Source organism: Curtobacterium sp. MCBD17_035 (assembly GCF_003234815.2).
GTDB lineage: Bacteria > Actinomycetota > Actinomycetes > Actinomycetales > Microbacteriaceae > Curtobacterium.
The window spans coordinates 634,768-656,137 of the sequence record NZ_CP126279.1; the positions used below are offsets into that span (position 1 = coordinate 634,768).

21 protein-coding genes are annotated in these 21,370 nt (G+C 71.5%); 8 read left to right on the forward strand and 13 right to left on the reverse strand.

Features of this window, described 5'->3' with window-relative positions; translation table 11 throughout:
- Window positions 1-3: 3 nt before the first annotated feature.
- Window positions 4-504, reverse strand: coding sequence for a GNAT family N-acetyltransferase (locus DEI93_RS03070; protein WP_111120367.1), 501 nt, complete (start codon window positions 502-504; stop codon window positions 4-6).
- Entirely contained in the window at window positions 501-1,544 is a 1,044-nt protein-coding gene (locus DEI93_RS03075; protein ID WP_111120368.1) for a ketopantoate reductase family protein, read from the reverse strand. Before DEI93_RS03075 ends, DEI93_RS03070 begins: the two co-directional genes overlap by 4 nt.
- Before the next feature lie 106 nt (window positions 1,545-1,650).
- Between DEI93_RS03075 and DEI93_RS03080 the strand changes: the two genes are divergently transcribed.
- From DEI93_RS03080 to DEI93_RS03090, 3 genes are all read left to right on the forward strand, one after another.
- Entirely contained in the window at window positions 1,651-2,751 is a 1,101-nt protein-coding gene (locus tag DEI93_RS03080) for a CPBP family intramembrane glutamic endopeptidase (RefSeq protein ID WP_111120369.1), read from the forward strand.
- Window positions 2,752-2,760: 9 nt separating this feature from the next.
- Window positions 2,761-4,629: a DNA helicase RecQ gene (gene recQ / locus DEI93_RS03085; RefSeq protein ID WP_111010161.1), complete on the forward strand. Its 1,869-nt coding sequence runs from the start codon at window positions 2,761-2,763 to the stop codon at window positions 4,627-4,629.
- A gap of 84 nt (window positions 4,630-4,713) precedes the next feature.
- Complete coding sequence (locus DEI93_RS03090; protein WP_181436107.1) at window positions 4,714-5,583, forward strand: NAD(P)-dependent oxidoreductase; 870 nt, start codon at window positions 4,714-4,716, stop codon at window positions 5,581-5,583.
- Window positions 5,584-5,691: 108 nt separating this feature from the next.
- On the opposite strand, the gene DEI93_RS03095 is transcribed toward DEI93_RS03090, so the two are convergent.
- The 3 genes from DEI93_RS03095 to DEI93_RS03105 form a co-directional block, all read right to left on the reverse strand.
- Window positions 5,692-5,964 carry a hypothetical protein gene (locus DEI93_RS03095; protein ID WP_111120370.1) on the reverse strand — a complete coding sequence of 91 codons (273 nt, stop codon included), beginning with the start codon at window positions 5,962-5,964 and terminating at the stop codon, window positions 5,692-5,694.
- Window positions 5,965-6,162: 198 nt separating this feature from the next.
- Entirely contained in the window at window positions 6,163-6,681 is a 519-nt protein-coding gene (locus DEI93_RS03100) for a MarR family winged helix-turn-helix transcriptional regulator (protein ID WP_181435055.1), read from the reverse strand.
- 30 nt (window positions 6,682-6,711) lie between these two features.
- Window positions 6,712-7,719 carry an SLAC1 family transporter gene (locus tag DEI93_RS03105; RefSeq protein ID WP_111120371.1) on the reverse strand — a complete coding sequence of 336 codons (1,008 nt, stop codon included), beginning with the start codon at window positions 7,717-7,719 and terminating at the stop codon, window positions 6,712-6,714.
- 257 nt (window positions 7,720-7,976) lie between these two features.
- Here DEI93_RS03105 and DEI93_RS03110 point away from each other — a divergent pair, with 257 nt between their 5' ends.
- Window positions 7,977-8,903: an alpha-E domain-containing protein gene (locus DEI93_RS03110; protein ID WP_111120372.1), complete on the forward strand. Its 927-nt coding sequence runs from the start codon at window positions 7,977-7,979 to the stop codon at window positions 8,901-8,903.
- Window positions 8,904-8,905: 2 nt separating this feature from the next.
- On the opposite strand, the gene DEI93_RS03115 is transcribed toward DEI93_RS03110, so the two are convergent.
- The 4 genes from DEI93_RS03115 to DEI93_RS03130 all read right to left on the reverse strand — a co-directional run bounded on the left by DEI93_RS03115 (window position 8,906) and on the right by DEI93_RS03130 (window position 12,345).
- Window positions 8,906-10,252 (reverse strand): MFS transporter, encoded by a 1,347-nt coding sequence (locus tag DEI93_RS03115; protein ID WP_181436108.1) that lies wholly within the window; start codon window positions 10,250-10,252, stop codon window positions 8,906-8,908.
- Entirely contained in the window at window positions 10,249-10,704 is a 456-nt protein-coding gene (locus DEI93_RS03120; RefSeq protein ID WP_220037213.1) for a MarR family winged helix-turn-helix transcriptional regulator, read from the reverse strand. Before DEI93_RS03120 ends, DEI93_RS03115 begins: the two co-directional genes overlap by 4 nt.
- A 212-nt stretch (window positions 10,705-10,916) precedes the next feature.
- Window positions 10,917-11,192 (reverse strand): hypothetical protein, encoded by a 276-nt coding sequence (locus DEI93_RS03125; protein ID WP_111010149.1) that lies wholly within the window; start codon window positions 11,190-11,192, stop codon window positions 10,917-10,919.
- A gap of 1 nt (window position 11,193) precedes the next feature.
- Window positions 11,194-12,345, reverse strand: a complete 1,152-nt coding sequence (locus tag DEI93_RS03130; RefSeq protein WP_111120373.1) for an inorganic phosphate transporter — start codon at window positions 12,343-12,345, stop codon at window positions 11,194-11,196.
- A 124-nt stretch (window positions 12,346-12,469) separates the two neighbouring features.
- On the opposite strand from DEI93_RS03130, the gene DEI93_RS03135 reads away from it, so the two are divergent.
- The gene (locus tag DEI93_RS03135) at window positions 12,470-13,393 is read left to right on the forward strand and encodes an alpha/beta fold hydrolase (protein WP_258372316.1); all 924 of its coding nucleotides are present in this window, start codon (window positions 12,470-12,472) and stop codon (window positions 13,391-13,393) included.
- The gene (locus tag DEI93_RS03140) at window positions 13,390-13,674 is read left to right on the forward strand and encodes a GNAT family N-acetyltransferase (RefSeq protein WP_111010146.1); all 285 of its coding nucleotides are present in this window, start codon (window positions 13,390-13,392) and stop codon (window positions 13,672-13,674) included. Before DEI93_RS03135 ends, DEI93_RS03140 begins: the two co-directional genes overlap by 4 nt.
- Here DEI93_RS03140 and DEI93_RS03145 read toward each other — a convergent pair.
- Window positions 13,671-14,021: a hypothetical protein gene (locus tag DEI93_RS03145; RefSeq protein WP_146242791.1), complete on the reverse strand. Its 351-nt coding sequence runs from the start codon at window positions 14,019-14,021 to the stop codon at window positions 13,671-13,673. The two genes, DEI93_RS03140 and DEI93_RS03145, sit on opposite strands and share 4 nt — an antisense overlap.
- A 122-nt stretch (window positions 14,022-14,143) precedes the next feature.
- Complete coding sequence (gene lplAB, locus DEI93_RS03150) at window positions 14,144-15,193, reverse strand: lipoate-protein ligase LplAB (protein WP_111010142.1); 1,050 nt, start codon at window positions 15,191-15,193, stop codon at window positions 14,144-14,146.
- An 82-nt stretch (window positions 15,194-15,275) separates the two neighbouring features.
- Here lplAB and DEI93_RS03155 point away from each other — a divergent pair, with 82 nt between their 5' ends.
- Window positions 15,276-16,184, forward strand: a complete 909-nt coding sequence (locus DEI93_RS03155; RefSeq protein WP_111120374.1) for a DNA-methyltransferase — start codon at window positions 15,276-15,278, stop codon at window positions 16,182-16,184.
- 100 nt (window positions 16,185-16,284) lie between these two features.
- Here DEI93_RS03155 and DEI93_RS03160 read toward each other — a convergent pair whose 3' ends face one another.
- The gene (locus DEI93_RS03160; RefSeq protein ID WP_502868537.1) at window positions 16,285-18,726 is read right to left on the reverse strand and encodes an MDR family MFS transporter; all 2,442 of its coding nucleotides are present in this window, start codon (window positions 18,724-18,726) and stop codon (window positions 16,285-16,287) included.
- Between the two features lie 239 nt (window positions 18,727-18,965).
- Here DEI93_RS03160 and DEI93_RS03165 point away from each other — a divergent pair, with 239 nt between their 5' ends.
- The gene (locus DEI93_RS03165; protein WP_111120375.1) at window positions 18,966-19,679 is read left to right on the forward strand and encodes an alpha/beta hydrolase; all 714 of its coding nucleotides are present in this window, start codon (window positions 18,966-18,968) and stop codon (window positions 19,677-19,679) included.
- 65 nt (window positions 19,680-19,744) lie between these two features.
- Here the strand turns inward: DEI93_RS03165 and pgm are convergent, their stop codons facing one another.
- Window positions 19,745-21,367, reverse strand: coding sequence for a phosphoglucomutase (alpha-D-glucose-1,6-bisphosphate-dependent) (gene pgm, locus DEI93_RS03170; RefSeq protein WP_111120376.1), 1,623 nt, complete (start codon window positions 21,365-21,367; stop codon window positions 19,745-19,747).
- Window positions 21,368-21,370 lie beyond the last annotated feature (3 nt).

Here is a 21,370-nt window from a genome sequence, read left to right on the forward strand (position 1 = left end):
AGCTCAGGCCCCGACGACCGGCAACGCGTACCGGACGACGGGGTCGCCGCCGAGTGGATGCGGCACGGGGTCGCCCTCCGGCCGGAACCCCGCTGCCTCGTACACCGCGATGGCCCGGGCGTTGGTCACCCGGCTCTCGAGCTCGACGAGCACCGCGCCGCTGGCCTCGGCCTCGGCGAGGACGCGCTCGAGCAGGGCCCGTCCGACGCCCAGACCCCTGGCGTCCGGCCGCGTGGCGAACAGCTCGAGCCCGACCACCGCGTCGCCCCGGTCACTCGTCACCGCGAAGCCGACGATCTCCGACCCGGCGCCGCAGTCACCGGTGCGGGTCGCGACGAGGAGCTCCGCCCCCGGCAGGGCGAACTTGGACCGGGCGCGTTCCCGCACGGGCGCGCCCTGGTCCTCGCCGTCGCGGTCGGTGAGCGCCGCCAACCAGAGGTCGACGCACGCGTCCGCCTCGATCGCGGTGCCGGGCCGGACCTGGATGCCGTCCAGCGCGCTCACGCCGCCACCCCCGCCGCCAGTGTCGCGAACCGGCTGCGGATCTCGTCGGGTGTGACGGCTCCGGGCTGGAGGTGGTCGCGGGCGGCGACGCGTGCCAGGTGCTGCACGAGCGCGTTCCGCGGTGCGTGCGTGCCGGCCGACCGCGCGAGCAGCGCGATCTCGCCGTTGAGGTAGTCGGTCTCGATCGAGCCGGACCCGCGCACGAGCGATTGCCAGGACGACCCGCCGAGTTCGTGCTCGACGCCCGGGACGGGGCGGGAGCGGAACGTGTCGCCCCGTCGGGCCTTCTCGGTCGCGTCGGACACCGCCTGGACACCGGCGGCGGCGTAGACCCCGAGGGCTTCCTCGCGGAGCGCCGACGCGAGGTCCCGCCAGGACGCCCCGTCCGGACCGAGCAGGGCCTGGAGGCCGTTCGCCAGGTTCGACAGCAGCTTCTGGTACTTCCACCCCATCACGTCGGCCTCCGGGTACACGTCGACGCCGCTCGCGCGGAAGTCCGCCGCGAACGCCGCCACGACCGGGTCGTCGTCGACCGGGCGGGCCGGGTACGCGCCGATGGTGAGGATGCCGATCGTCGGCGCGATGCTCACGACGACCTCTGCGGGGTCGAGGCTCACCGCGGGGAGCCAGACGCAGACGCCGTACACGCGTTCGAAGTACCGGAGGGCGATGCGTTCGGACTCGACGCCGTTGAGTGCGGTGGAGACGGGGAGCAGGTCGCCCGCGGTACCGATGACCGTGCCGCCGACGTCGTGCACGGGCGCGTCCGCCCAGGTCCGGAGCGCCTCGTCCGCCTGCTGCGTCTTCGTCGTCAGGACGAGCACGTCGTCGTCGCGAAGCGCGGCCTCGTCCGGGGCCTCGACGACCGCGACCGGGACGGTGACGTCCTCGTCGGGTGTCCGCAGCCGGATCCCGCGGTCGCGCAGGGCCGCGGCCCGGGCCCCGCGGGCGACGAGGACGGGCGGGTTCGGGCTGTGGCGGGCGAGGCGGGCCGCCAGGGCGCCGCCGATCGATCCGGCCCCGATGATGACGTAACGCACACGTCATGCGTACCACGGGCCTCCCGGCAGGCTCCGGGCGGACGCGGACGCGGGTCCCGACGCCGGAGCGGAGTGTCCGGCGAGGTCGGCCCGGTAGCCTTCCGGCGTGAGCGTCCCCTACCACCGCCTGTTCCGCGTCCACTCGCGCTGGCGGTGGTGGCGACCCCTGGTGGCGCTGGCCGTGTTCCTCGGGTTCTACCTCGTCAGCCAGGTGCTCATCGCGATCGGGTTCTTCGTGCCGATCCTGGCGCGATCGGGTGTGTCGGGCCTCCAGCGGTTCGCGCACGAGATCCAGCACGACGCGCTGTCGTCGACGGATCCGCTCGTGCTCGGGCTGACGCTCGCCTCCCTCGTGTTGCTGTTGCCGGCGATCATGGCGGCGGTCCGGATCGCCGGGCTCGGAACGTGGGGTCAGCTGTCCTCGGTGCGGTTCCGCGTGCGCTGGGGGTGGATGGCGCGCTGTCTGCTCCCGCTCCTCGTGCTCGCGGTCCTCACGGTCGGCATCCAGGGCTGGTCGATGTTCCACACGCCCGGCGCCGGCTTCCTCACCTTCGGCACACGGCAGCTCGGGCACCAGACGGTGTCCTCGACGACGCTCATCGTGACCGTGGTCATGGTCGTCGTGCTCGTGCCGTTCCAGGCCGCGGCCGAGGAGTACATCTTCCGCGGGTTCCTCATGCAGACGATCGGCTCGTGGGTGCGGAACCCGATCCCGGCCGTCCTCGTGTCGACGATCTGCTTCGCCCTGCTGCACCTGCCGAACGGGTACGACGTGTGGGGGATCGTCGACGTGGGGTCGTTCGGCGCCATCGCGGCGATCCTCGCCTGGCGGACGGGTGGCCTCGAGTCGGGGATCCTCGCCCACGCGCTCAACAACGTGGTCATCTTCCTGCTGCAGGCCCCGGGGTGGTCGCGGCTCGACACCACGTCCTCCGACGGCTCGGCCGGTGGCGCGATCGTCACCATCGTCACCATGGGGATCTACGCGCTGCTCGTCGACCTGCTCGCGCGGCGGTCGCGGCTCGACCGTCGACGCCCGGGCGCGGAGGGTCCGCGGTTCCGCGGGCGGACGCCGATCTGGAGCAGCACCGTCGAGCCCGGTTGGGAGGCCGTGCCCACCACCGCGGACGTCCTCCCCACCTCGGACGCGAGCGTGATCGCCCACACCGGGACGGACCGGGAGGACCGTGTCGGCGGACGCCCGTAGGCTGCCGGCATGAGCAGTCCCTCGTCCGTCCGCGCGCCCGGGGTCTCCGGTGCGCGAGACGCGTCGAGTGCGCGGTCGGCGCCGCTCGAGGTCCTGCAGCGCGTCTGGGGGTACGACGCCTTCCGCGGGCAGCAGGCGGCGATCATCGACCAGGTGGTCGGTGGCGGCGACGCGCTCGTGCTCATGCCGACCGGCGGCGGCAAGTCGCTGTGCTACCAGGTGCCCGCCCTCGTGCGCGACGGCGTCGGCGTCGTCGTGTCCCCGCTCATCGCGCTCATGCAGGACCAGGTCGACGCCCTCGCCGCGAACGGCGTGCGCGCGGCGTTCCTCAACTCCACGCAGACGCCCGACGAACGTGCCCGGGTCGAACGCGACCTCGTGGACGGTCGGGTCGACCTGCTCTACCTGGCGCCCGAGCGACTCCGGCTCGAGTCGACGCGGGCGTTGCTCGACCGCGCGGCGATCAGCCTCTTCGCCATCGACGAAGCCCACTGTGTCGCCCAGTGGGGGCACGACTTCCGGCCGGATTACCTCGAACTCAGCGTCCTGCACGAACGGTGGCCGAGCGTGCCCCGGATCGCGCTCACGGCCACCGCGACGCCGCAGACGCACCGCGAGATCTCCGCCCGGCTCGGCCTCGACGACGCCGCGCACTTCGTGGCGGACTTCGACCGCCCGAACATCCAGTACCGGATCGAGCCCAAGGCAGCCGCGTTGCAGCAGTTGCTCAAGTTCATCACCACCGAGCACGCCGGGGACGCCGGCATCGTCTACTGCCTGTCCCGGGCGTCGGTGGAGCGGACCGCCGCCGCGCTCGTGGAACGCGGGGTGCCGGCGCTGCCGTACCACGCCGGACTCGACGCCGGGGTGCGCGCCCGGAACCAGGCGACGTTCCTGCGCGAGGACGGCGTCGTCATGGTCGCGACGATCGCGTTCGGCATGGGCATCGACAAGCCCGACGTCCGGTTCGTGGCCCACCTCGACCTGCCCAAGTCGCTCGAGGGCTACTACCAGGAGACCGGCCGTGCCGGACGTGACGGCCTGCCGTCGACCGCGTGGCTGGCGTACGGACTCAACGACGTGGTGCAGCAGCGTCGGATGATCGACCAGTCCGAGGGCGACGCCGCCCACCGCCGACGGCTCAGCATGCACCTCGACGCCATGCTCGCCCTCTGCGAGACGGTCGAGTGCCGCCGCGTGCGACTCCTGGCGTACTTCGGGCAGGAGTCCACGCCGTGCGGCAACTGCGACACGTGCATCGCCCCGCCCGAGGCCTGGGACGGCACCGTGCCCGCGCAGAAGCTCCTGTCCACCGTGGTCCGGCTCGACCGTGAGCGCGGCCAGCGGTACGGCGCGGGGCACATCGTCGACATCCTGGTCGGCAAGCAGTCGCCGCGGGTGCAGGAGCTGCGCCACGAGTCCCTCGCGACCTTCGGGATCGGGCAGGACCTGTCCGAGGGCGAGTGGCGCGGCGTCGTGCGGCAGCTCCTGGCGCAGGGGTTCGTCGGTGTCTCGGGCGACGGGTACGGCACCCTCGTGCTCACCCCGACGAGCGCCGACGTCCTGGCCGGGCGTGTCCAGGTCCGGCTCCGGCGCGAACAGCCCCGTCCCGTGCGGGCGACCCGGCGTCGGGCGGCGCCCACGGACCTCCCGAGCGAGGCCACCGGCCTGTTCGAGGCCCTGCGCGCGTGGCGGAGCACCCGCGCGCGAGAACAGGGCGTGCCGGCGTACGTCGTGTTCGGCGACGCCACCCTGCGCGGTATCGCGGCGACGCGACCGGCGACGCTCGAGCAGCTCGCGCAGATCAGCGGCGTCGGGGCCGCGAAGCTCGAGGCCTACGGCCAGGGTGTGCTCGAGGTCGTGGCGAACGCAGCCTGACTCGCCGTCCTCGCGGGCTCCTCGGCGTAGCGTCGGCGGCGCTGCCGCGGCGACCGAGCCGGGCACCGGACGGAGGAGGCGCGCATGCGGGTGACGGTGTTGGGGACGGGCGCGATGGGTGCCGGCGTCGCGGGGTCGCTCCTGCGCGAGGGGCACGACGTGACGGTGTGGAACCGTTCCGCCCAGCGTGCGCAGCCCCTCGGCGAACAGGGCGCCACGGTCGCGACCTCGCCCGCTGACGCCGTGGCATCGGCGCAGGTCGTCCTGCTGACGCTGTTCGACATCGACGCCGTGCTCGAGGTCCTCGGGCAGGCGGCGGACGCGGCCCCCGAGTCGGCCATCTGGGTCCAGAGTTCGACCATCGGCCTCGAGGGCACGGAGCGCGTGGTGCGCGTCGCTGCCGAGCACGGGATCACCCTGGTCGAGGCGATGATGCTCGGGACGAAGGGACCGGCGGAGCAGGGCAAGCTCACCATGCTCGCCGCCGGTCCGGAGGAGTTCGTCGACCGCGTCCGGCCGGTGCTCGAGGCCATCAGCGTCAAGATCGTCGTCGCCGGGGACGCGGTCGGGGCGGGGACCGCACTGAAGCTCGCCGCGAACGCCTGGATCGCCTCGATCACGGCCGCGACTGCGCAGTCGCTCACGCTCACCTCCGCACTCGGACTCGACCCCGACCTCTTCCTGCAGGCGATCGACGGCAGCGCCTCCGACTCGCAGTACGCGCACACCAAGGGCGCCGCGATGATCGCCGACCGGTTCGACCCGCAGTTCGCGCTCGACGGACTCCGGAAGGACATCGGCCTGATGGTCGACGCGGCGAACGAGTCCGGCGTCAGCACGACGCTGCTCGACGCCCTCGTGGCCGTCTACGGCCAGGCGAGCGCCGCGGGGCACGGTGGAGACGACATCGCCGCCGTCGTCACGGGGTTCCGGCCGCAGGGCGCGGCCGACTGATCGCGAGCGTCGCCGACCGGCAAGGGCGGCGGACGGGGTCGGACCGGACCGGGTCGGCCGGGCGGAGTGCGCCTCCAGGCCGTTCGCGGCGGTGCGGCGGTGACCGCGTCAGTGTCGCCGGAACCAGCGGGTGAGTCGAGCGCGCACGCGCGCGACGGTCTCGTCGTTCAGGGTGTTCGCGAGGTCGAAGGCCTCGCGCCCCGGGTCGCTGCCGGCCGCGATGCGCCGGAGGGCTGCCTCGGCGCGGGCGTGTGCATCGAGCTCGGCGAGGGGCATGGTGTCCTCGGGGTGCACGCTGCGCTCGTGCTCCGCCGTCCGCTCCTGATGCGCGTCGGGCACGCGCTCGGGGTCCGATCCCTCGTCCGCCTGGTCGTGCCCCATGTGCCGACGATACCGCCGGGCGGATGGACACCGGTCGGGAGCGGGGCAGGACGGACCGAGTCGCGCGAGCGGCGAGGAGAAGGGGGACGGTGCGGCCATCGACCCGAACGAGGCCGCACCGTCCAAGGGAGGAGAGAGGTCCGGCTCCGACCCGAACGGCGCCGCACCTCTTGCCTCGCGGGTCACAATCTAGATGGCCTAACTAGAATTGTCCATACCCGCGGGTACGGAATCTTCGGCACCCACCGCATCGGCCATCTCGGTGAGGAACCGCAGCACCACGTCAGCGGCTCCGGCAGGCAGGTCCGCCACCGCTCGACCCCGTGTCGCGTCGAGTTCCGCGATCACGCGACGGGCGCGGTGGGCGGCCGGGCCGGTGGCCGTGAGGAGCACGCCACGGCGGTCCTGCGGGTCCGGGTGACGCTCGACGTACCCGCTCCGGACGAGTCGCTCGACGAGCACCGAGGTGGAGGCCGCGGTCACCCCGAGCCGGACCGCGAGGTCCTTCGCGTTGACGTCCTGCCCGACGGCCCCGGCCTCGAGCAGGAAGCGCAACGCGTGCAGACCGTTCTCGCCCACGTGGAGGGACGCACACGCTCGGCGGTGGGCGCGCTGCTCGGCCTCGCGGAGCTGACGGAGCGCCTCGAGGACGTCGGTCACCGATGCCGGGGAGGCACTGTCCCAGAAGCCCCGGGCCTGCGTCGTTGGCTCGGACATGGAGGACATGCTAGATCATCTAGCAGCTAGTCAGTCGAGGGATTTACTGCTTCGCCGATCGGCCGCGGGCACTGCAGCTGCAGCTGCATCATGGGGTCGCTGCAGGAACAGCCCCATGGACCGCACGGCGATGCTGCCCACGATCACCGTCGCGAGCGCCACGACGACCCAGGCCGACGCGATGCCGAGCGTCCCGAGGTCCGTGGACGTGAGCAGCCGGATCCCGTAGGTGGCGCTCGCGGCTGTCGTGAAGGTCATCGCCCAGAAGCCGATCGCGAACCCGGACCTGAGGTAGCGACGGACGAGGAAGGCGTGCGGGAGGAGGAAGGCGACCATGGTGCCGGCGAGGGCGGTGTGCACGATGGACGGGGCGCCTCCCGTCAGCACCCACCATGCGTTGCCCGCGACCGCCGGCGGTGCGGAGACGATCGCGAGCGTGGGCAGGAGTGCGGCCGGGATCGCCGGTCCGGTCGCGAACCGAACGAGGAGCACGGCGCCGACGAGGAGCCAGAACAGCACGCCGGTCGCGAAGAAGCCCGTCGCGAGTGCCGGGTGACCGGTGGTCGCGAGCGCCTGCGCGCCGAGCAGCGAGTTGGCGACGGTCGGGAGCAGGTACCCGCCGTGGAGCGTTCCCGGGTCGCGAGGCGTGGTGAGCAGGTCGGTCACGAACCACGCACCGAATGCCGTGGTCAGCGCGAGCATCGCCCAGACGCCGACCGCCCCGACCGTCGGCGCCCACGTCGACACGTGCACCGCGAGCAGCGACCCCACCGCGGGCACGAGCGCGGCGAACGGACCGAGGACCGGGTGGCGGAGGTCGGCGACGACTGCTCCAATCCCGCCCGGTCGGCGCAGGTACCGGACGATGGTCACGACCCAGGCGACCGCCGCGGCGGCCCACAGTACTTCGCCGATGGCGGCCGGCGCTCCGAGCAGGTCGCCGGCCGTGGTCCAGGTACCGGCGATAACTGCCGTGCCGAACGAGATCCCGAACGTGTTGAGCGGCAATCGTGGTCGCGGTGTCGTCGTGGTGGTCATCTTGGCTCCTTGTTCGGGTGCCGATGTAACCGTCATAGGTGGCACAGCATTCCCGCCCGCTCCCGTTGCGACCGGCGCGTCCGGTCGGTGCACGTCGTTGCTGCCCGGCGCGCCTCCGGACATCGCGGACGCGCCCACGCATCCGCAACATCCGTGACCCGGGCATGAAACACCGCGGCAATCACGAGTCGTTATGTTCTCGGCATGGCCGCTCCGTCCGCTGCGGCCGACGGGTCCGGAACGTCCGAGGAGGCGACGTGCTGAGCCGCACCGCCGAGAGCGTCTTCGGGATCGGCCGCTCCGTCGAACGCGCGGACGGGACCGCCCGGCTCCTCGACGTCCACCTGCAACTGCTCAACGAGGAGCCGTGGATCGAGGAGGACCTCGCCTGCCGCAGTCTGCTCGGCGTCCTGGGGGCATCGGTGCCCGACGACGAGCGACTCACCCGTGCGGACGTGCTCGGCATGCTCGCCGTCGGCCGGCACAACGCCGCCTCGATCGCGTACTCCCTGGGCGCGGCCCGGGAGGACGCACGCCGCGCCCGCGAGTTCGTGTCGACCGAGCTGTGGGAGTGCCTCAACACGACGCGGGCGCGCATGCCCCGCAAGGTCGCGAGCGACAAGGTGCACGAGTTCTTCGGGTGGGTGCGGGAGCGGAGTGCGCTCGCGGTGGGGATCATCGAGTCCACCACGAGCCACGGCGAGACCTGGAACTTCTTCACCCTCGGCCGCTCGATCGAGCGGGCCGACCTGACCGCGCGCTTGCTCGCCAGCCGCATGCTCACCGAGGTCGCCGGGCCGAGCTGGACCACGATCCTCCGCTCGTGCGGCGCCTACGAGCCGTACCTGCACACGCACCGCGGTGTGCCGTCGGCGCGGACTGCTGCCGAGTTCCTCCTGCTCGACCCGTCGTTCCCGCGCTCCGTCCTGTTCTCGGTGCGCCGCGCCGAGCAGTGCCTCCGCGAGGTCGAGCCGGCGACGGAGCGGGCCGGTACGGAGGACGATGCCCAGCGCCTCCTCGGTGGGATCCGGTCGTCGCTCGAGGTCGCGCCCGTGGCCGCGATCCTCGAGGACCTGCCGAGCCGCATGGAGCAGGTGCGGCAGGCGACGACGGAGGTGTCCGACGCGATCCGTGCCCGGTACTTCCCGACGGACGCGGCCCCGTCCTGGGCCGGAGGCCGCTGACCTCAGGCGGAGCTGGTGCGGTTCGCGACGGCTTCCTCCGAGGCGAACTCGGCCTGCATCGCCGCGCGCGCCCGACGCCCGCCGACCACCGGGATCGAGCTCGTCACGGCCAGGTGGAGCCGACTGTCCGCGTCGTACCGGAGTCGGAGGTGCTGGAACCGGGACAACCAGACGAGCGCGATCGCGAGGGCGACGAACCCCGACAGGGCCCCGACGCCGAGCGCCCACCGCGGACCCCAGGAGTCGGCCACGGCGCCGACGATCGGCGCTCCGATGGGTGTGCCACCCGCGAAGATCGCCATGTACAGCGCCATCACCCGGCCGCGCATCGCCGGTTCGGTGGTCGTCTGGACGAGGGCGTTGGCGGTGGTCATGAACGTCATGGCGGAGAGCCCGACGAACACGAGCAGGATCGCGAACGTGGCGTACGTGGGCATGACCGCGGCGACGGCGCATGCGAGCCCGAAGCCCGTGGACGCGACGACGAGCAGGCGCAGGCGCGGACGTTCGCGACGGGCCGACAGGAGTGCACCGAGCACCGAACCGATCGCCATGACCGAGTTGAGCAGCCCGAACTCGCCCGCGCCGCGGTGGAACTCCACGCGCGCCATGGTGGACGTGAAGATCGGGAAGTTGAGGCCGAACGTCCCCACCATGAAGATCATGCAGAGCACCACGACGATGTCGGGGCGGGTGCGGACGTAGGTGAACCCCGCGCGGATCTGACCCTTGCCGCGCTTCGGCCGGATGCGCCGAGCGAGCTGTGCCGGGTCGACGAACCGCAGCGCGATGAGCACCGCCAGGAACGACGCTGCGTTGATCACGAACACCCAGCCGGAACCGATGGCGGTGATGAGCACGCCGGCGATCGCGGGGCCGATGAGTCGGGCACCGTTGAACGAGGCGGAGTTGAGTGCGACGGCGTTCGCGACGTTCTCGCCCAGGACGACGTCCGACACGAAGGCCTGGCGCACGGGGGTGTCGAAGGCGGCGACGATGCCGAGCGCGAGCGCGAACCCGTAGACCGACAGGAGCGAGGCAGCGCCCGTGACCACCATGATCCCGAGTGCGAGACCGAGCGCTCCCATGAGGGCCTGCGTGACCATCAGGGTGCGCCGGCGGTCGAACCGGTCGGCGACGAGTCCGGTGATCGGCATGAGCACGAGCTGCGGCCCGAACTGGAACGCCATCGTGATACCGACGGCGACGGCGCTGTCGTGGGTGAACTGGGTCAGGACGATCCAGTCCTGCGCGGTGCGCTGCATCCACGTGCCGACGTTCGACACGAGGGCGCCGGAGAACCAGATGCGGTAGTTGCGTCCCGAGAGGGAACTGAACATGGCGGTCACTGCTGGGTGAGCCTCCTCAGGATGTCGGTGGCGTCGGCGAGGGTGCGCCGTTCGGCGGGTGTGAGCTTGGCGATGCGGGGCGCGAGCCAGGCGTCGCGGCGACGACGGGTCTCCCGGACGAAGGCGGCACCGGCATCGGTGGCGCTGATCAGGACCTTGCGCTTGTCGACGGCGTCCTCGGTCTTCCGGACCAGCCCGCGTTCAATGAGGGCGTTCACGGTCTTCGTCATCGAGGGGGGCGTGATGCCCTCGGCATCGCTGAGGTCGGCCAGGGAGCGAGGACCGTTCCGGTGCAGTTGCGCGAGGGCGGAGAACTGGGCATCCGGGACGGAGGCGTCGGCCTTCTGGGCGCGGAGGGTCCGGGACAGGCGGTTGACGGTCATCCGCAGGTCGCTGCTCAGCGATGCGTGCGGTGTCGCCCGGTCGGGGCGAGCGGGGACTTCGACGGACACATCGTTAGCCTATCAAATTAGTTCGGCGAACGAACTGGTTCCGCCGAGGGCGCAGCCGCGTGCCCGCGCGGTCGCCCGCGCCCACCGGTCGCCATGGGGTCGCCCCCATTGCGTCGAGATCGCAGAAGATGCCGCTTCGGAGGGGGCCAAAGCGGCATCTTCTGCGATCTCGACGGACCTGGAGGACCGGCCAGCCCTGGCCGGGTCGGCCGTCAGTGGAACTGGGGGACCGTCAGCCAGATCCCGAACAGCACCGCGGCGGCGCCGACCGCGAAGCACAGTCCCGCACCGGCGATCGCCGCGGGCGGCGTGCGGCCCGAACGCGGGGCCTCCTGGTCGGAGGTCGTCGCCTCACCGCGCGGGTCCTGCGGCTGGCCGACCCCGAGCAGGCGGAGGCCCAGGGTGTAGACGACGACGATGCCCACCGCGGCGACGAACCCGACGCCGAACACCTCGCCGATGGCGCTCCAGTCGATGGTGGACCCCATGTCAGGCCTCCGCTCCGGCGGCGACCGGCTCGCGCTCCGGGGCCGGCTCGTCGTTCACGTTCTCGTGCGTGATCGGCTTGCGTCGGGCGAGCATCACGAAGGTCCCGCCACCGGCGACCGCGAGCAACGCCACGATGACGAGCCCGATCGCCGAGGACGACGCGATCCAGGTCGCGATGCCGCCGGCCACCGCGGCGGCGGGGAGCGTGATCACCCAGGCCGAGGCGATCCTCCCGACCACGCCCCAGTGCACGTCGGCGAGCCGCTTGCCGAGGCCCGACCCGACGACGGACCCGCTCGTCACGTGCGTCGTCGACAGGGCGAACCCGAGGTGGCTCGAGATGAGGATCGTCGCGGCCGAACTCGTCTCGGCGGCGAACCCCTGGGGCGACTGGACGTCCGAGATCCGCTTGCCGACCGTCCGCATGATCCGCCAGCCGCCGGTGTAGGTGCCGAGGCCGATCGCCAGGCCGCAGGCGAGGATCACCCACAGCTCGGGGCCGGTCCCGGAGTCCTGGTAGTGCGCCGCGACGAGCGTGAGCGTGATGACGCCCATCGTCTTCTGCGCGTCGTTCGTCCCGTGGGCCAGGGACACCAGCGACGCCGAGATCGTCTGCCCGTGCCGGAACCCCGTCGCGGCACCGTGCGTCGTCGCGTTCCGGGTGAAGCGGTAGGCCACGAACGTCGCGACGAGTGCGATGACGCCCGCGATCACGGGGGAGAACAGGGCCGGCAGGACGACCTTCGACACCACGGTGGTCCAGCTCACCGACTGGAACCCGGCGCCGATGACCGCGGCACCGATGAGACCGCCGAACAACGCGTGGGTCGAGCTCGACGGCAGGCCGAGGTACCACGTGGCGAGGTTCCAGAGCACGGCGCCGACCAGGCCGGCGAAGATCATGACGGGCGTGATCTCGATGCCGCTCTGGCCCTCGTTGATGATCCCCTGCGACACCGTCGAGGCGACCTCCGTGGACAGGAACGCGCCGACGAGGTTGAGCGACGCCGAGATGAGCACCGCGGTGCGCGGTCTGAGTGCACCGGTCGCGACGGACGTGGCCATCGCGTTGGCGGTGTCGTGGAACCCGTTCGTGAAGTCGAACACCAGGGCGACGACGATCACGAGGACCACGGTGACGAGGACGTCCATGCTGCCTCCTGTCGTGAGGGCGTCGGCAGCGGGACTGCCGACACGGGCGCCACGCTAGGCGAGTGCCGCACGCGCCGAGGTGAACAGCGGGTGAACTCGGGCGTCGGCGCGGCAAGATGGTGCGGTGACCGCATCGCAGCCGACACCGCCCGGCCCGAGCACGCCGATCGAGGCGACGTTCACGGACGCCTGGGGGATCGACGTCGTCTACGACACCTGGAGCGCGGTGCACCCCCACGGCGTCGTGCAGATCGCCCACGGGGTGGGGGAGCACGGAGGGCGGTACGCGTCGCTCGCCCGGGACCTCGTCGCCGCGGGCTGGACCGTCGTCGTCAACGACCACCGCGGGCACGGGCGGACGGGCCTCCGACAGCACGGCGACGACCGGACGCAGCTCGGCCGGCTCGGCCCCGGCGGTCTCCGCGCCGCCGTCGCCGCCGTCCAGCAGATGACGCGGGTCGCGCGGCAGGCGCACCCGGGCCTCCCGCTCGTCCTGCTCGGCCACTCGTGGGGGTCGATCATGGCGCAGAAGATCGTCAACACCGCCAGTGGCGAGTACGACGGACTCGTGCTGTCCGGGTCCGCCTATCGGGTGCCCGGTTGGATGAACGGCGGCGAGCTCAACAAGCGGCACGCGCACCTCGGGCCGACGAAGTACGAGTGGCTGACCCGTGACCGCACGGTCATCGAGGCGATGGCGGGCGACCCGCTCGCGGCCGAGGCGGACGTCATCGGGCTGTTCGGGATCGCCGACACCCTCCGGCTCCTCGGCGTCCCGCGGCGCCGGATCCCGCACGACCTGCCGCTGCTCCTGCAGGTCGGGTCCGACGACCCGCTCGGCGGCCCGCGCTCGGTGCAGCGACTGGCGCGGGTGTACCGAGGCCGCGCCGGACTCACCGACGTACGCGTGCACGTGTACGAGGGCGCGCGGCACGAGGTCTACAACGAGACGAACCGGGACGAGGTCGTCGCCGACCTCGTCGCCTGGCTGGACGCACATGTGGGCACTGCGGACGTCCGGGGCGGAGGCGTACCCTCGGCCGGATGACGACCGAAGTGCGGAACGACGCCGACCAGAACCAGTACTCACTCGTCGAGGACGGGGCCGTCATCGGCTTCGCCGCGTACGAGATCGACGGCGACGTCATCCGGTTCGTGCACACCGAGGTCGACCCCGAGCACCGCGGCGGCGGCAATGCATCCATCCTGGTCCGCGGAGCGCTCGACGACGTCCGTGCGGGATCCGACCGCTCGGTGGTCGCGCAGTGCTCCTACGTGCACGCCTGGATCGAGAAGCACCCGGACTACCAGGAGCTCCTGGCGGTCTAGAAGCTGCGCTCGTGCGCCCCGGCACGAGCCGGCCCGCGGTCCGCACGGACCGTGGGCACCCGGATGAGCACGTGGCCGCTCAGCAGGTCGTGGTCGTCGTCCGCCGGCGTCGGCGCCTCGACCGGGAGGCGCGACTGCCGATCGAACTCGGCCTGCGTCTCGTGACGGGTCGGCGCGAACACCTCGTCCATCATCGCGATGGCGCCACCGGACGAGCCGCCCCGGCTCGCCTTGTTCGACAGGTCGACCCAGCCGAGTCGGTCCGCGACCCACGTCGCGAGCACGGCCGCCGCCACCGCGCCGAGCAGGATCAACCAGTTCACGAGCACCGAGGCTACGTGGGTCATCCGCGCGGGGGATCAGCCGCGCGGGTGATTCTCATGATCCTCGAGTCCCCGTCTCTGGTCCGGCGTGGACGATGCTCGCGTGGCGTCCGGGAGTCCCCTCCTCCCGGACGCCACGCCCTGCATCAGGGGACGCGCTCGAGCCACTCGCGAGTGGCGAACTTCGTCGCGACGAGCTCCTGGGCGCGGGCACGTTCCTCCGGCGTGACGTGGCCCTCGTGCGCGCCGTACAGCCGGGTGAACGTCGCGATGAGTCGGTCGATGATCTCGGCGCGTGACAGACCTGTCTGCGACCGCAGGGGATCGACCCGCTTCGCAGCGCTCGTGGTGCCCTTGTCGCTCATCTTCTCGCGGCCGATGCGCAGGACCTGGACCATCTTCTCGCCGTCCATGTCGTAGCTCATCGTCGCGTGGTGCAGGATCGCGCCCGTGCCGAGCCGCTTCTGCGCGGCACCGCCGATCTTGCCCTTCGCCGAGGTGATGTCGTTGAGGGGCTGGTACCAGGCCTCGATGCCCAGGGACTTCAGCGCCTCGATCACCCACTCGTCGAGGTACGCGTACGAGTCGGCGAAGCTCATGCCCTGCACGAGGTCCGCCGGCACGTAGAGCGAGTAACTGATGATCGCGCCCGCGTCCATGAACATCGCGCCCCCGCCGGAGATACGGCGGACGACCTCGACGCCGTACCGCGCCGCACCGGCCGGGTCGACCTCGTTGCGCAGGGACTGGAAGCTGCCGATCACGACGGCGGGCTGGTCCCATTCCCAGATCCGCAGGGTCGGACCGCGGCGTCCGGCACCGACCTCCTCGGTGAGGACCTGGTCGAGCGCCAGGTGCTCGTTCGGCGGGATGGGGCCCTCGTGGATGATCTCCCAGTCGTGGTCCTGCCAGGTCGAGGCCCGGGCCAGGGACCGACGCACGGCCGTGGCCACCGCCTCCGGGGTGAACCCGAGCAGGACGGCGCCCTCGGGCAGGGCGGCCCGGACGGCGGCCGCGATGCCCGCGGCGTCGGTCTCGACCGGCAGTCCGTTCACCGCCGCGTCGATGCGGGGGAGGGCGTCGTCCGGTTCGAGGAAGAAGTCCCCCGCCAGACGGAACCCGTCGATCCGGCCGTCGACGACCTCGAGGTCGACGACGACGAGCTTGCCTCCGGGGACCTTGTACTCGCCGTGCATCCCGTCAGCCTATGCCGGACGCGACGCACGCGAGCGGCGCGGGGCGTGCCTCCCGGCCCGTGGAGCGCGTCATGATGAGCGGGTGCACCCCGTTCCCGTCTCCGACGTCGAGCCCCGCCCCGCGGTCGAGCCCGACCGGGTGGTGCACGGCGACAACCTCGACGTCCTCGCGACGCTGCCCGACGGGCTCGCGACGCTCGTCTACCTGGACCCGCCGTTCAACACCGGACGGACCCAGACGCGTCGTGCGTCGACGGCGGTCCGCGCCGTCGACGGCCCCGTCCGGGGGTTCCAGGGGCGGTCGTACGAACGCGTCCGAGGTGACCTCATGCGGTACGACGACCGGTTCGAGGACTACTGGTCGTTCCTCGAGCCGCGGCTCGCGGAGGCCTGGCGGGTGCTCGCCGACGACGGCACGCTGTACGTCCACCTCGACTACCGCGAGGCGCACTACGCCAAGGTCCTGCTCGACGCGCTGTTCGGCCGCGACGCGTTCCTCAACGAGATCATCTGGGCCTACGACTACGGCGCCAAGTCCCGGACCCGCTGGCCGACGAAGCACGACACGATCCTCGTCTACGTCAAGGACCCGGAGCGGTACCACTTCGACTCCGAGGCGGTCGACCGCGAGCCCTACATGGCGCCCGGCCTCGTCACGCCCGAGAAGCGCGAACGCGGCAAGCTCCCCACCGACGTGTGGTGGCACACGATCGTGTCGCCGACGGGTCGCGAGAAGACCGGGTACCCGACGCAGAAGCCCGAGGGGGTGCTCCGCCGGATCGTCCAGGCGTCGAGTCGGCCCGGGGACCTCGTGCTCGACTTCTTCGCCGGCAGCGGGACGACCGGGGCCGTCGCGGCGGCGCTCGGACGGCGGTTCCTGCTCGTCGACGACAACCCCGAGGCGATCGCCGTGATGCGGCGACGTCTGCCCGCGGCGGTGTTCACCACGGCCGAGCCGCCCGCCGCGGACGTGGAGGACCCCGCCGTCTGACCGCGGGCGCGGCGGACCGCCCACACGCACGAACGCCCCGGGTGCTCCCCGGGGCGTTCGTGGTCGTCGCCGTGCCGACGCGATGCGTCGACGGTCGGCGTCAGGCGCTGTGCTTGCCGTGCCGCTCCGCGTGGTCGGCGTCGGTGGTGCCGTCGGTCGTCGCCGAGGTCACGGCGGTGGCGGGCGTGGTGGTGCCGCCGATCGATGCCGCGCCCCGCTCGGCCTCGAGGACCGGCGCCACGTGCTTCGGCGCCTCCGACTCCGTGTGCACGCGGCTCGGGGAGTCGACCGCGGCGGCGGCGGAGTGGGCTCCGTGCGTGGGCGCGTCCGAGAGCGGTGCGCGGGTCTCGCCGGTGTCCAGGGACACGTCCGGAGAGGTCGGCACCGTGTTCATCGACCCGGTGTCGGGCGACACGAGGGAGCCCATCGACTCCGCTGAGCCCTGCGCGTCGACCGCCACGTCGTCGCGAGCGCCGTCACCGTCCTGGCCCGCGCTCGGCACGGAACGGGAAGCGTTCGCCTGCTCCTGCAGCGCCGACACCTTGCGGAGCGGCGGCGTGCGGAAGAACCAGGTCAGGATGAACGCCAGGAGCAGGACGCCGAGGCCGACGTAGTAGATCTGCACAGCCGAGTTGTTGAACCCGGACAGGAACGCGCGGGTCAGCCGCGGGTCGGCGCCGTTCAGGAACGACGTGTCGCTGGTGTCGCTCGTCGATGCGCTCGCCTTGGACGAACCCTTCTTGATCTGCTTGATGATCGTCGGCGCGACCTCGTTCACGACGTGCTTCCGCTGCGCGGCGTTGCTGTAGTGCACGACGAGGGTGCCGTCGGACACGCTCGCGTGCGCCTGCTTGGCGGCGGCGGCCAGTGCCTGTCGTTCCGCGGCGGGCCGCGCGGTGGCGACCTGCTGCTGGATGACCGACTGCGCGGACGCTGCGGGCACGCGGCCCGCGGTGACCTGCTGCTGGACCGCGGCGGTGACCTGCTTCGTCACCGCCTGGTCGGCGGCGCCCTTCGCCTGCGCCGCGCCCTGGTCGAGCCGGTTCTGGATCTGCTTCTTGATCGGCGCGACGACTGGCGTCCAGATCTGCTTCATGACGCCCGCGTTCTGCTTCGCGTTGGCGACCGACGGGGTCAGCGCAGCGTCGAGGCCGTTCGTCAGGTTGCTCTTGTTCTCCATGGCGGTCGAGATGTTCGTCGGCATGCTGGCGAACAGCACCGAGAGCAGGATCGCCGTGCCGAGCGTTCCGCCGATCTGCCGGAAGAACGTCGAGGCGCTCGTGGCAACACCGATGTCGCGCGGGCCGACCGAGTTCTGCGAGGCGAGCGTCAGCGTCTGCATCAGCTGCCCGAGCCCGAGCCCGATCAGGAACATGGCGATGAGCAGGAACCAGAGCGGCTTGTCGATCGTGATGAAGGTGAGGACGACGAATCCGATCGCGGTGATCGCCGTGCCGGTGACCGGGAAGATCCGGTAGCGACCCGTGCGGGAGATGATCTGGCCCGAGGTGATCGAGGCGATCATCAGACCGAGGACCATCGGCAGTGTCGCGAACCCCGACTCGGTCGGGGTCAGGCCCTTCACGATCTGCAGGTAGAGCGGCAGCGTCAGCATCGCGCCGAACATGCCGAACCCGACCAGCACGCCGAGGATCGTGGACATCGAGAACACCGGCGAACGGAACAGCTTCATCGGGATGATCGCGTCGTCGCGCATCACGCGCTCGACGATGATGAACGCGATCAGACCGACGGTGCCGAGGACGTAGCAGGTCCAGGAGCCGACCGAGGTCCATCCCCAGTCACGGCCCTGCTCGGCGACCAGCAGGAGCGGGCCGAGCGTGATGATGACGAGCGCGGCGCCCCAGTAGTCGATGCGGACCTTGCGCTTCTCGCCGACCTTCGGCAGGTGCAGGAACGCGACGACCATGAACAGCGCGGCGACCCCGATCGGCACGTTGATCAGGAACACCCAGCGCCAGCCGGAGATGAAGAGGATCTGGTTCGCCCCGGAGAACAGACCGCCGACGAGCGGACCGATGACGGACGAGATGCCGAACACGGCGAGGAAGTACCCCTGGTACTTCGCCCGCTGGCGCGGCGCGAGCATGTCGCCCATGATCGCGAGCGGGAGGGACATCAGGCCACCGGCGCCGAGCCCCTGCAAGCCACGGAACCCGGCGAGCATGATCATCGACGTCGAGAACGACGCGGCGAACGAGCCGCCGATGAAGATCGCGATGGCGATGAGGAACAACGGCCGCCGGCCGAAGATGTCCGACAGCTTGCCGTAGATCGGCGTCATGATCGTCGACGCGATGAGGTAGGCGGTGGTCACCCATGCCTGCTCGTTGAGACCGTGCAGGTCGTCGCCGATGGTGCGGATCGCGGTACCGACGATGGTCTGGTCCAGGGCGCCCAGGAACATGCCGGCCATGAGGCCGTAGATCACGAGGAGGATCTGCCGGTGCGACATCACCGCGTTCGATGACGTCGTGGGGGACGGCGCGGTGCCGGCCCGTTGCGTCGCGGTCTGGGTCATTGTGCTGGTTCTCCGTCTGGTGCGGGGTCTGTGATGTGCGTCGGCGCTCGGAGCTCGAGGCGCTCCGGTCACCGCTGCCGAAAATTGCGTTACGTGCAAAGTTACAGGTCGCGCAACTCAAGCCACAACACGACGATCACGCCAGGGTATTCCCCGCTGGCCGAACCTGATCGAGCTCTGCGAGACCTGTGGACGGAAGGCGCCCCGACCTGTACCGACGCGCAGATAGGATCCGCCGCATGGCCCTCGAACCAGCCGGTCTGACCTACCGACCCGCGGATCTGCCCGGCCCCCGTCCGACGGTCCTCGTGCTGCCCGGTGGTGGGTACGAGGAACACGGCCGCCCGAGTTCGGAGCTGCTCGCCGAGTGGTTCGCCGGGATCGGCGTGCACGGGGTCGTGCTGCGCTACCCGGTCGCCCCGCACCGGCACCCCGAACCCCTGGACGCGGCACGAGCGGCCTTCCGCTGGCTGCGGTCAGGCACGGCACCGATCGCGGTGGACCCGGCGCGCGTCGGTGTCGTCGGTTCGAGTGCCGGCGGTCACCTCGCCGCGTGCCTGGCGAACGGGATCGACGACCCCGACGACGACCGGCCCGCGTTCTGCGTCCTCAACTACCCGGTCGTCTCGATGGAGCACCCGACGCGGACCCGGCCGATGCGGAACCTGCTCGGCGATGCACCGTCGTGGCGGCTCCGGCGCGAGCTGTCCATGGAGACCCGGGTCGACGCGCGGACGCCACCGACCTTCGTGTGGACGACGGCGGACGACCGCATCGTGCGCGCGACGCACGCACTCGCGTACGTGGAGGCCCTGGTCCGGAACGAGGTGCCGGTCGAGTTCCACCTGTTCCCGCACGGGAGGCACGGGCTCGGCACCGCGGTCAAGGAACCGCACACCTCGCAGTGGACACGCCTGTGCGAGAACTGGCTGCGGTACCAGCGCGTGCTCTGACCGTCAGCTGATCGGGAGGCGCGGGGCGGAGCCGCACCGTACCTCCCGACCGAGTGCCCGGGTCGTCAGGCGTCGCCGAGTGCGGCGTCGACGATCTCCCTGGCCTCGCGCTGGACCTGCTCGAGGTGCTCCTGCCCGACGAACGACTCCGCGTAGATCTTGTAGACGTCCTCGGTGCCGGACGGGCGTGCGGCGAACCACGCGCGGTCCGTGACGACCTTGACGCCGCCCACGGCCGCGCCGTTGCCCGGTGCCTTCGACAGCTTCGCGACGATGGGGTCGCCCGCCAGGGTGTCCGCCTGGATCGCGTCGCCGTCGAGCTTGCCGAGCGCTGCCTTCTGGGCCTTCGTCGCAGCGGCGTCGACGCGCTGGTACACGGGGTCACCGAAGCGCTCCGTGAGCTCGCGGTAGAGCTGCGACGGGGTCTTGCCCGTGATGGCGATGATCTCGGACGCGAGCAGCGCGAGGATGATGCCGTCCTTGTCGGTCGTCCACGCGGTGCCGTCCATCCGGAGGAACGAGGCACCCGCGCTCTCCTCGCCACCGAAGCCCACGGAGCCGTCGATCAGGCCCGGGACGAACCACTTGAACCCGACCGGGACCTCCCACAGGGTCCGGCCGAGCGACTCCGCGACGCGGTCGATGATGCTCGAGGAGACGAGGGTCTTGCCGATCGCAGCGTCCTGCCGCCAGTGCGGACGGTGCGAGTACAGGTACTCGATCGCCACCGCCAGGTAGTGGTTGGGGTTCAGGAGCCCACCGTCCGGCGTGACGATCCCGTGCCGGTCGGAATCGGCGTCGTTGCCCGTGAGGACGTCGAATTCGTCCTTGTGGGCGAGCACCGACGCCATGGCGGACGGGCTCGACGGGTCCATCCGGATCTTGCCGTCCCAGTCGAGGGTCATGAACGACCACGTCGGGTCGACGTCGGGGTTCACCACCGTCAGGTCGAGGCCGTAGTGGTCCCGGATGCGGTTCCAGTAGGGCAGGCTGGCGCCGCCGAGCGGGTCCGCGCCGATCCGGACGCCCGCGCGCTTGATCGCCGCGATGTCGATGATGTCCGCCAGGTCGTGCACGTACGTGTCGAGGAAGTCGTACCGGCCGGGGCTCGCCTGCTCCTGGCGCTGCACGTCCACGAGACCGCCGGCGATGATCGCGTTGGCCCGGTCGGCGATCCACTTCGTCGCGTCGCTGTCCGCGGGCCCACCGTGCGGCGGGTTGTACTTGAAGCCGCCGTCGCGCGGGGGGTTGTGGCTCGGCGTGATGACGATGCCGTCGGCGGTGTCGTCGTGGCCCTCGCGGTTGTAGCGGATGATCGCGTGGCTCAGCGCGGGCGTCGGCACGTAGCCGTTGTCCTTGTCGGCGAGCACGGTGACGCCGTTCGCGGCCAGGACCTCGAGCGCGGTCCGTTCGGCCGGACCGCTCAGCGCGTGCGTGTCGCGGCCGATGAACAGCGGCCCCGTGGTGCCCTGCTGCGCGCGGTACTCGACGATCGCCTGGGTGATGGCGGCGATGTGTGCGTCGTTGAACGCGGTGTCGAGCGAGGAGCCCCGGTGGCCGGACGTGCCGAACACCACCATCTGCTCGGGGTTCGATGCGTCCGGGACCCGCGAGTAGTAGGCGTCGACGAGCTCTTGGAGATCGACGAGGTCCTCGGCGGTCGCGGGCGTTCCGGCACGGTCGTTCATGGG

Excerpts from the sequence above, each read along its gene's own strand:
- DEI93_RS03125 (WP_111010149.1), bottom strand. The coding sequence starts at position 11,192 with ATGGGGTCCACCATCGACTGGAGCGCCATCGGCGAGGTGTTCGGCGTC.
- pgm (WP_111120376.1), bottom strand. The coding sequence starts at position 21,367 with ATGAACGACCGTGCCGGAACGCCCGCGACCGCCGAGGACCTCGTCGAT.
- DEI93_RS03105 (WP_111120371.1), bottom strand. The coding sequence starts at position 7,719 with ATGACCACCACGACGACACCGCGACCACGATTGCCGCTCAACACGTTC.
- DEI93_RS03095 (WP_111120370.1), bottom strand. The coding sequence starts at position 5,964 with ATGGGGCACGACCAGGCGGACGAGGGATCGGACCCCGAGCGCGTGCCC.
- DEI93_RS03145 (WP_146242791.1), bottom strand. The coding sequence starts at position 14,021 with ATGACCCACGTAGCCTCGGTGCTCGTGAACTGGTTGATCCTGCTCGGC.
- DEI93_RS03160 (WP_502868537.1), bottom strand. The coding sequence starts at position 18,726 with ATGACCCAGACCGCGACGCAACGGGCCGGCACCGCGCCGTCCCCCACG.
- DEI93_RS03100 (WP_181435055.1), bottom strand. The coding sequence starts at position 6,681 with ATGTCCGAGCCAACGACGCAGGCCCGGGGCTTCTGGGACAGTGCCTCC.
- lplAB (WP_111010142.1), bottom strand. The coding sequence starts at position 15,193 with ATGCACGGCGAGTACAAGGTCCCCGGAGGCAAGCTCGTCGTCGTCGAC.
- DEI93_RS03165 (WP_111120375.1), top strand. The coding sequence starts at position 18,966 with ATGGCCCTCGAACCAGCCGGTCTGACCTACCGACCCGCGGATCTGCCC.
- DEI93_RS03140 (WP_111010146.1), top strand. The coding sequence starts at position 13,390 with ATGACGACCGAAGTGCGGAACGACGCCGACCAGAACCAGTACTCACTC.
- DEI93_RS03090 (WP_181436107.1), top strand. The coding sequence starts at position 4,714 with ATGCGGGTGACGGTGTTGGGGACGGGCGCGATGGGTGCCGGCGTCGCG.
- recQ (WP_111010161.1), top strand. The coding sequence starts at position 2,761 with ATGAGCAGTCCCTCGTCCGTCCGCGCGCCCGGGGTCTCCGGTGCGCGA.
- DEI93_RS03130 (WP_111120373.1), bottom strand. The coding sequence starts at position 12,345 with ATGGACGTCCTCGTCACCGTGGTCCTCGTGATCGTCGTCGCCCTGGTG.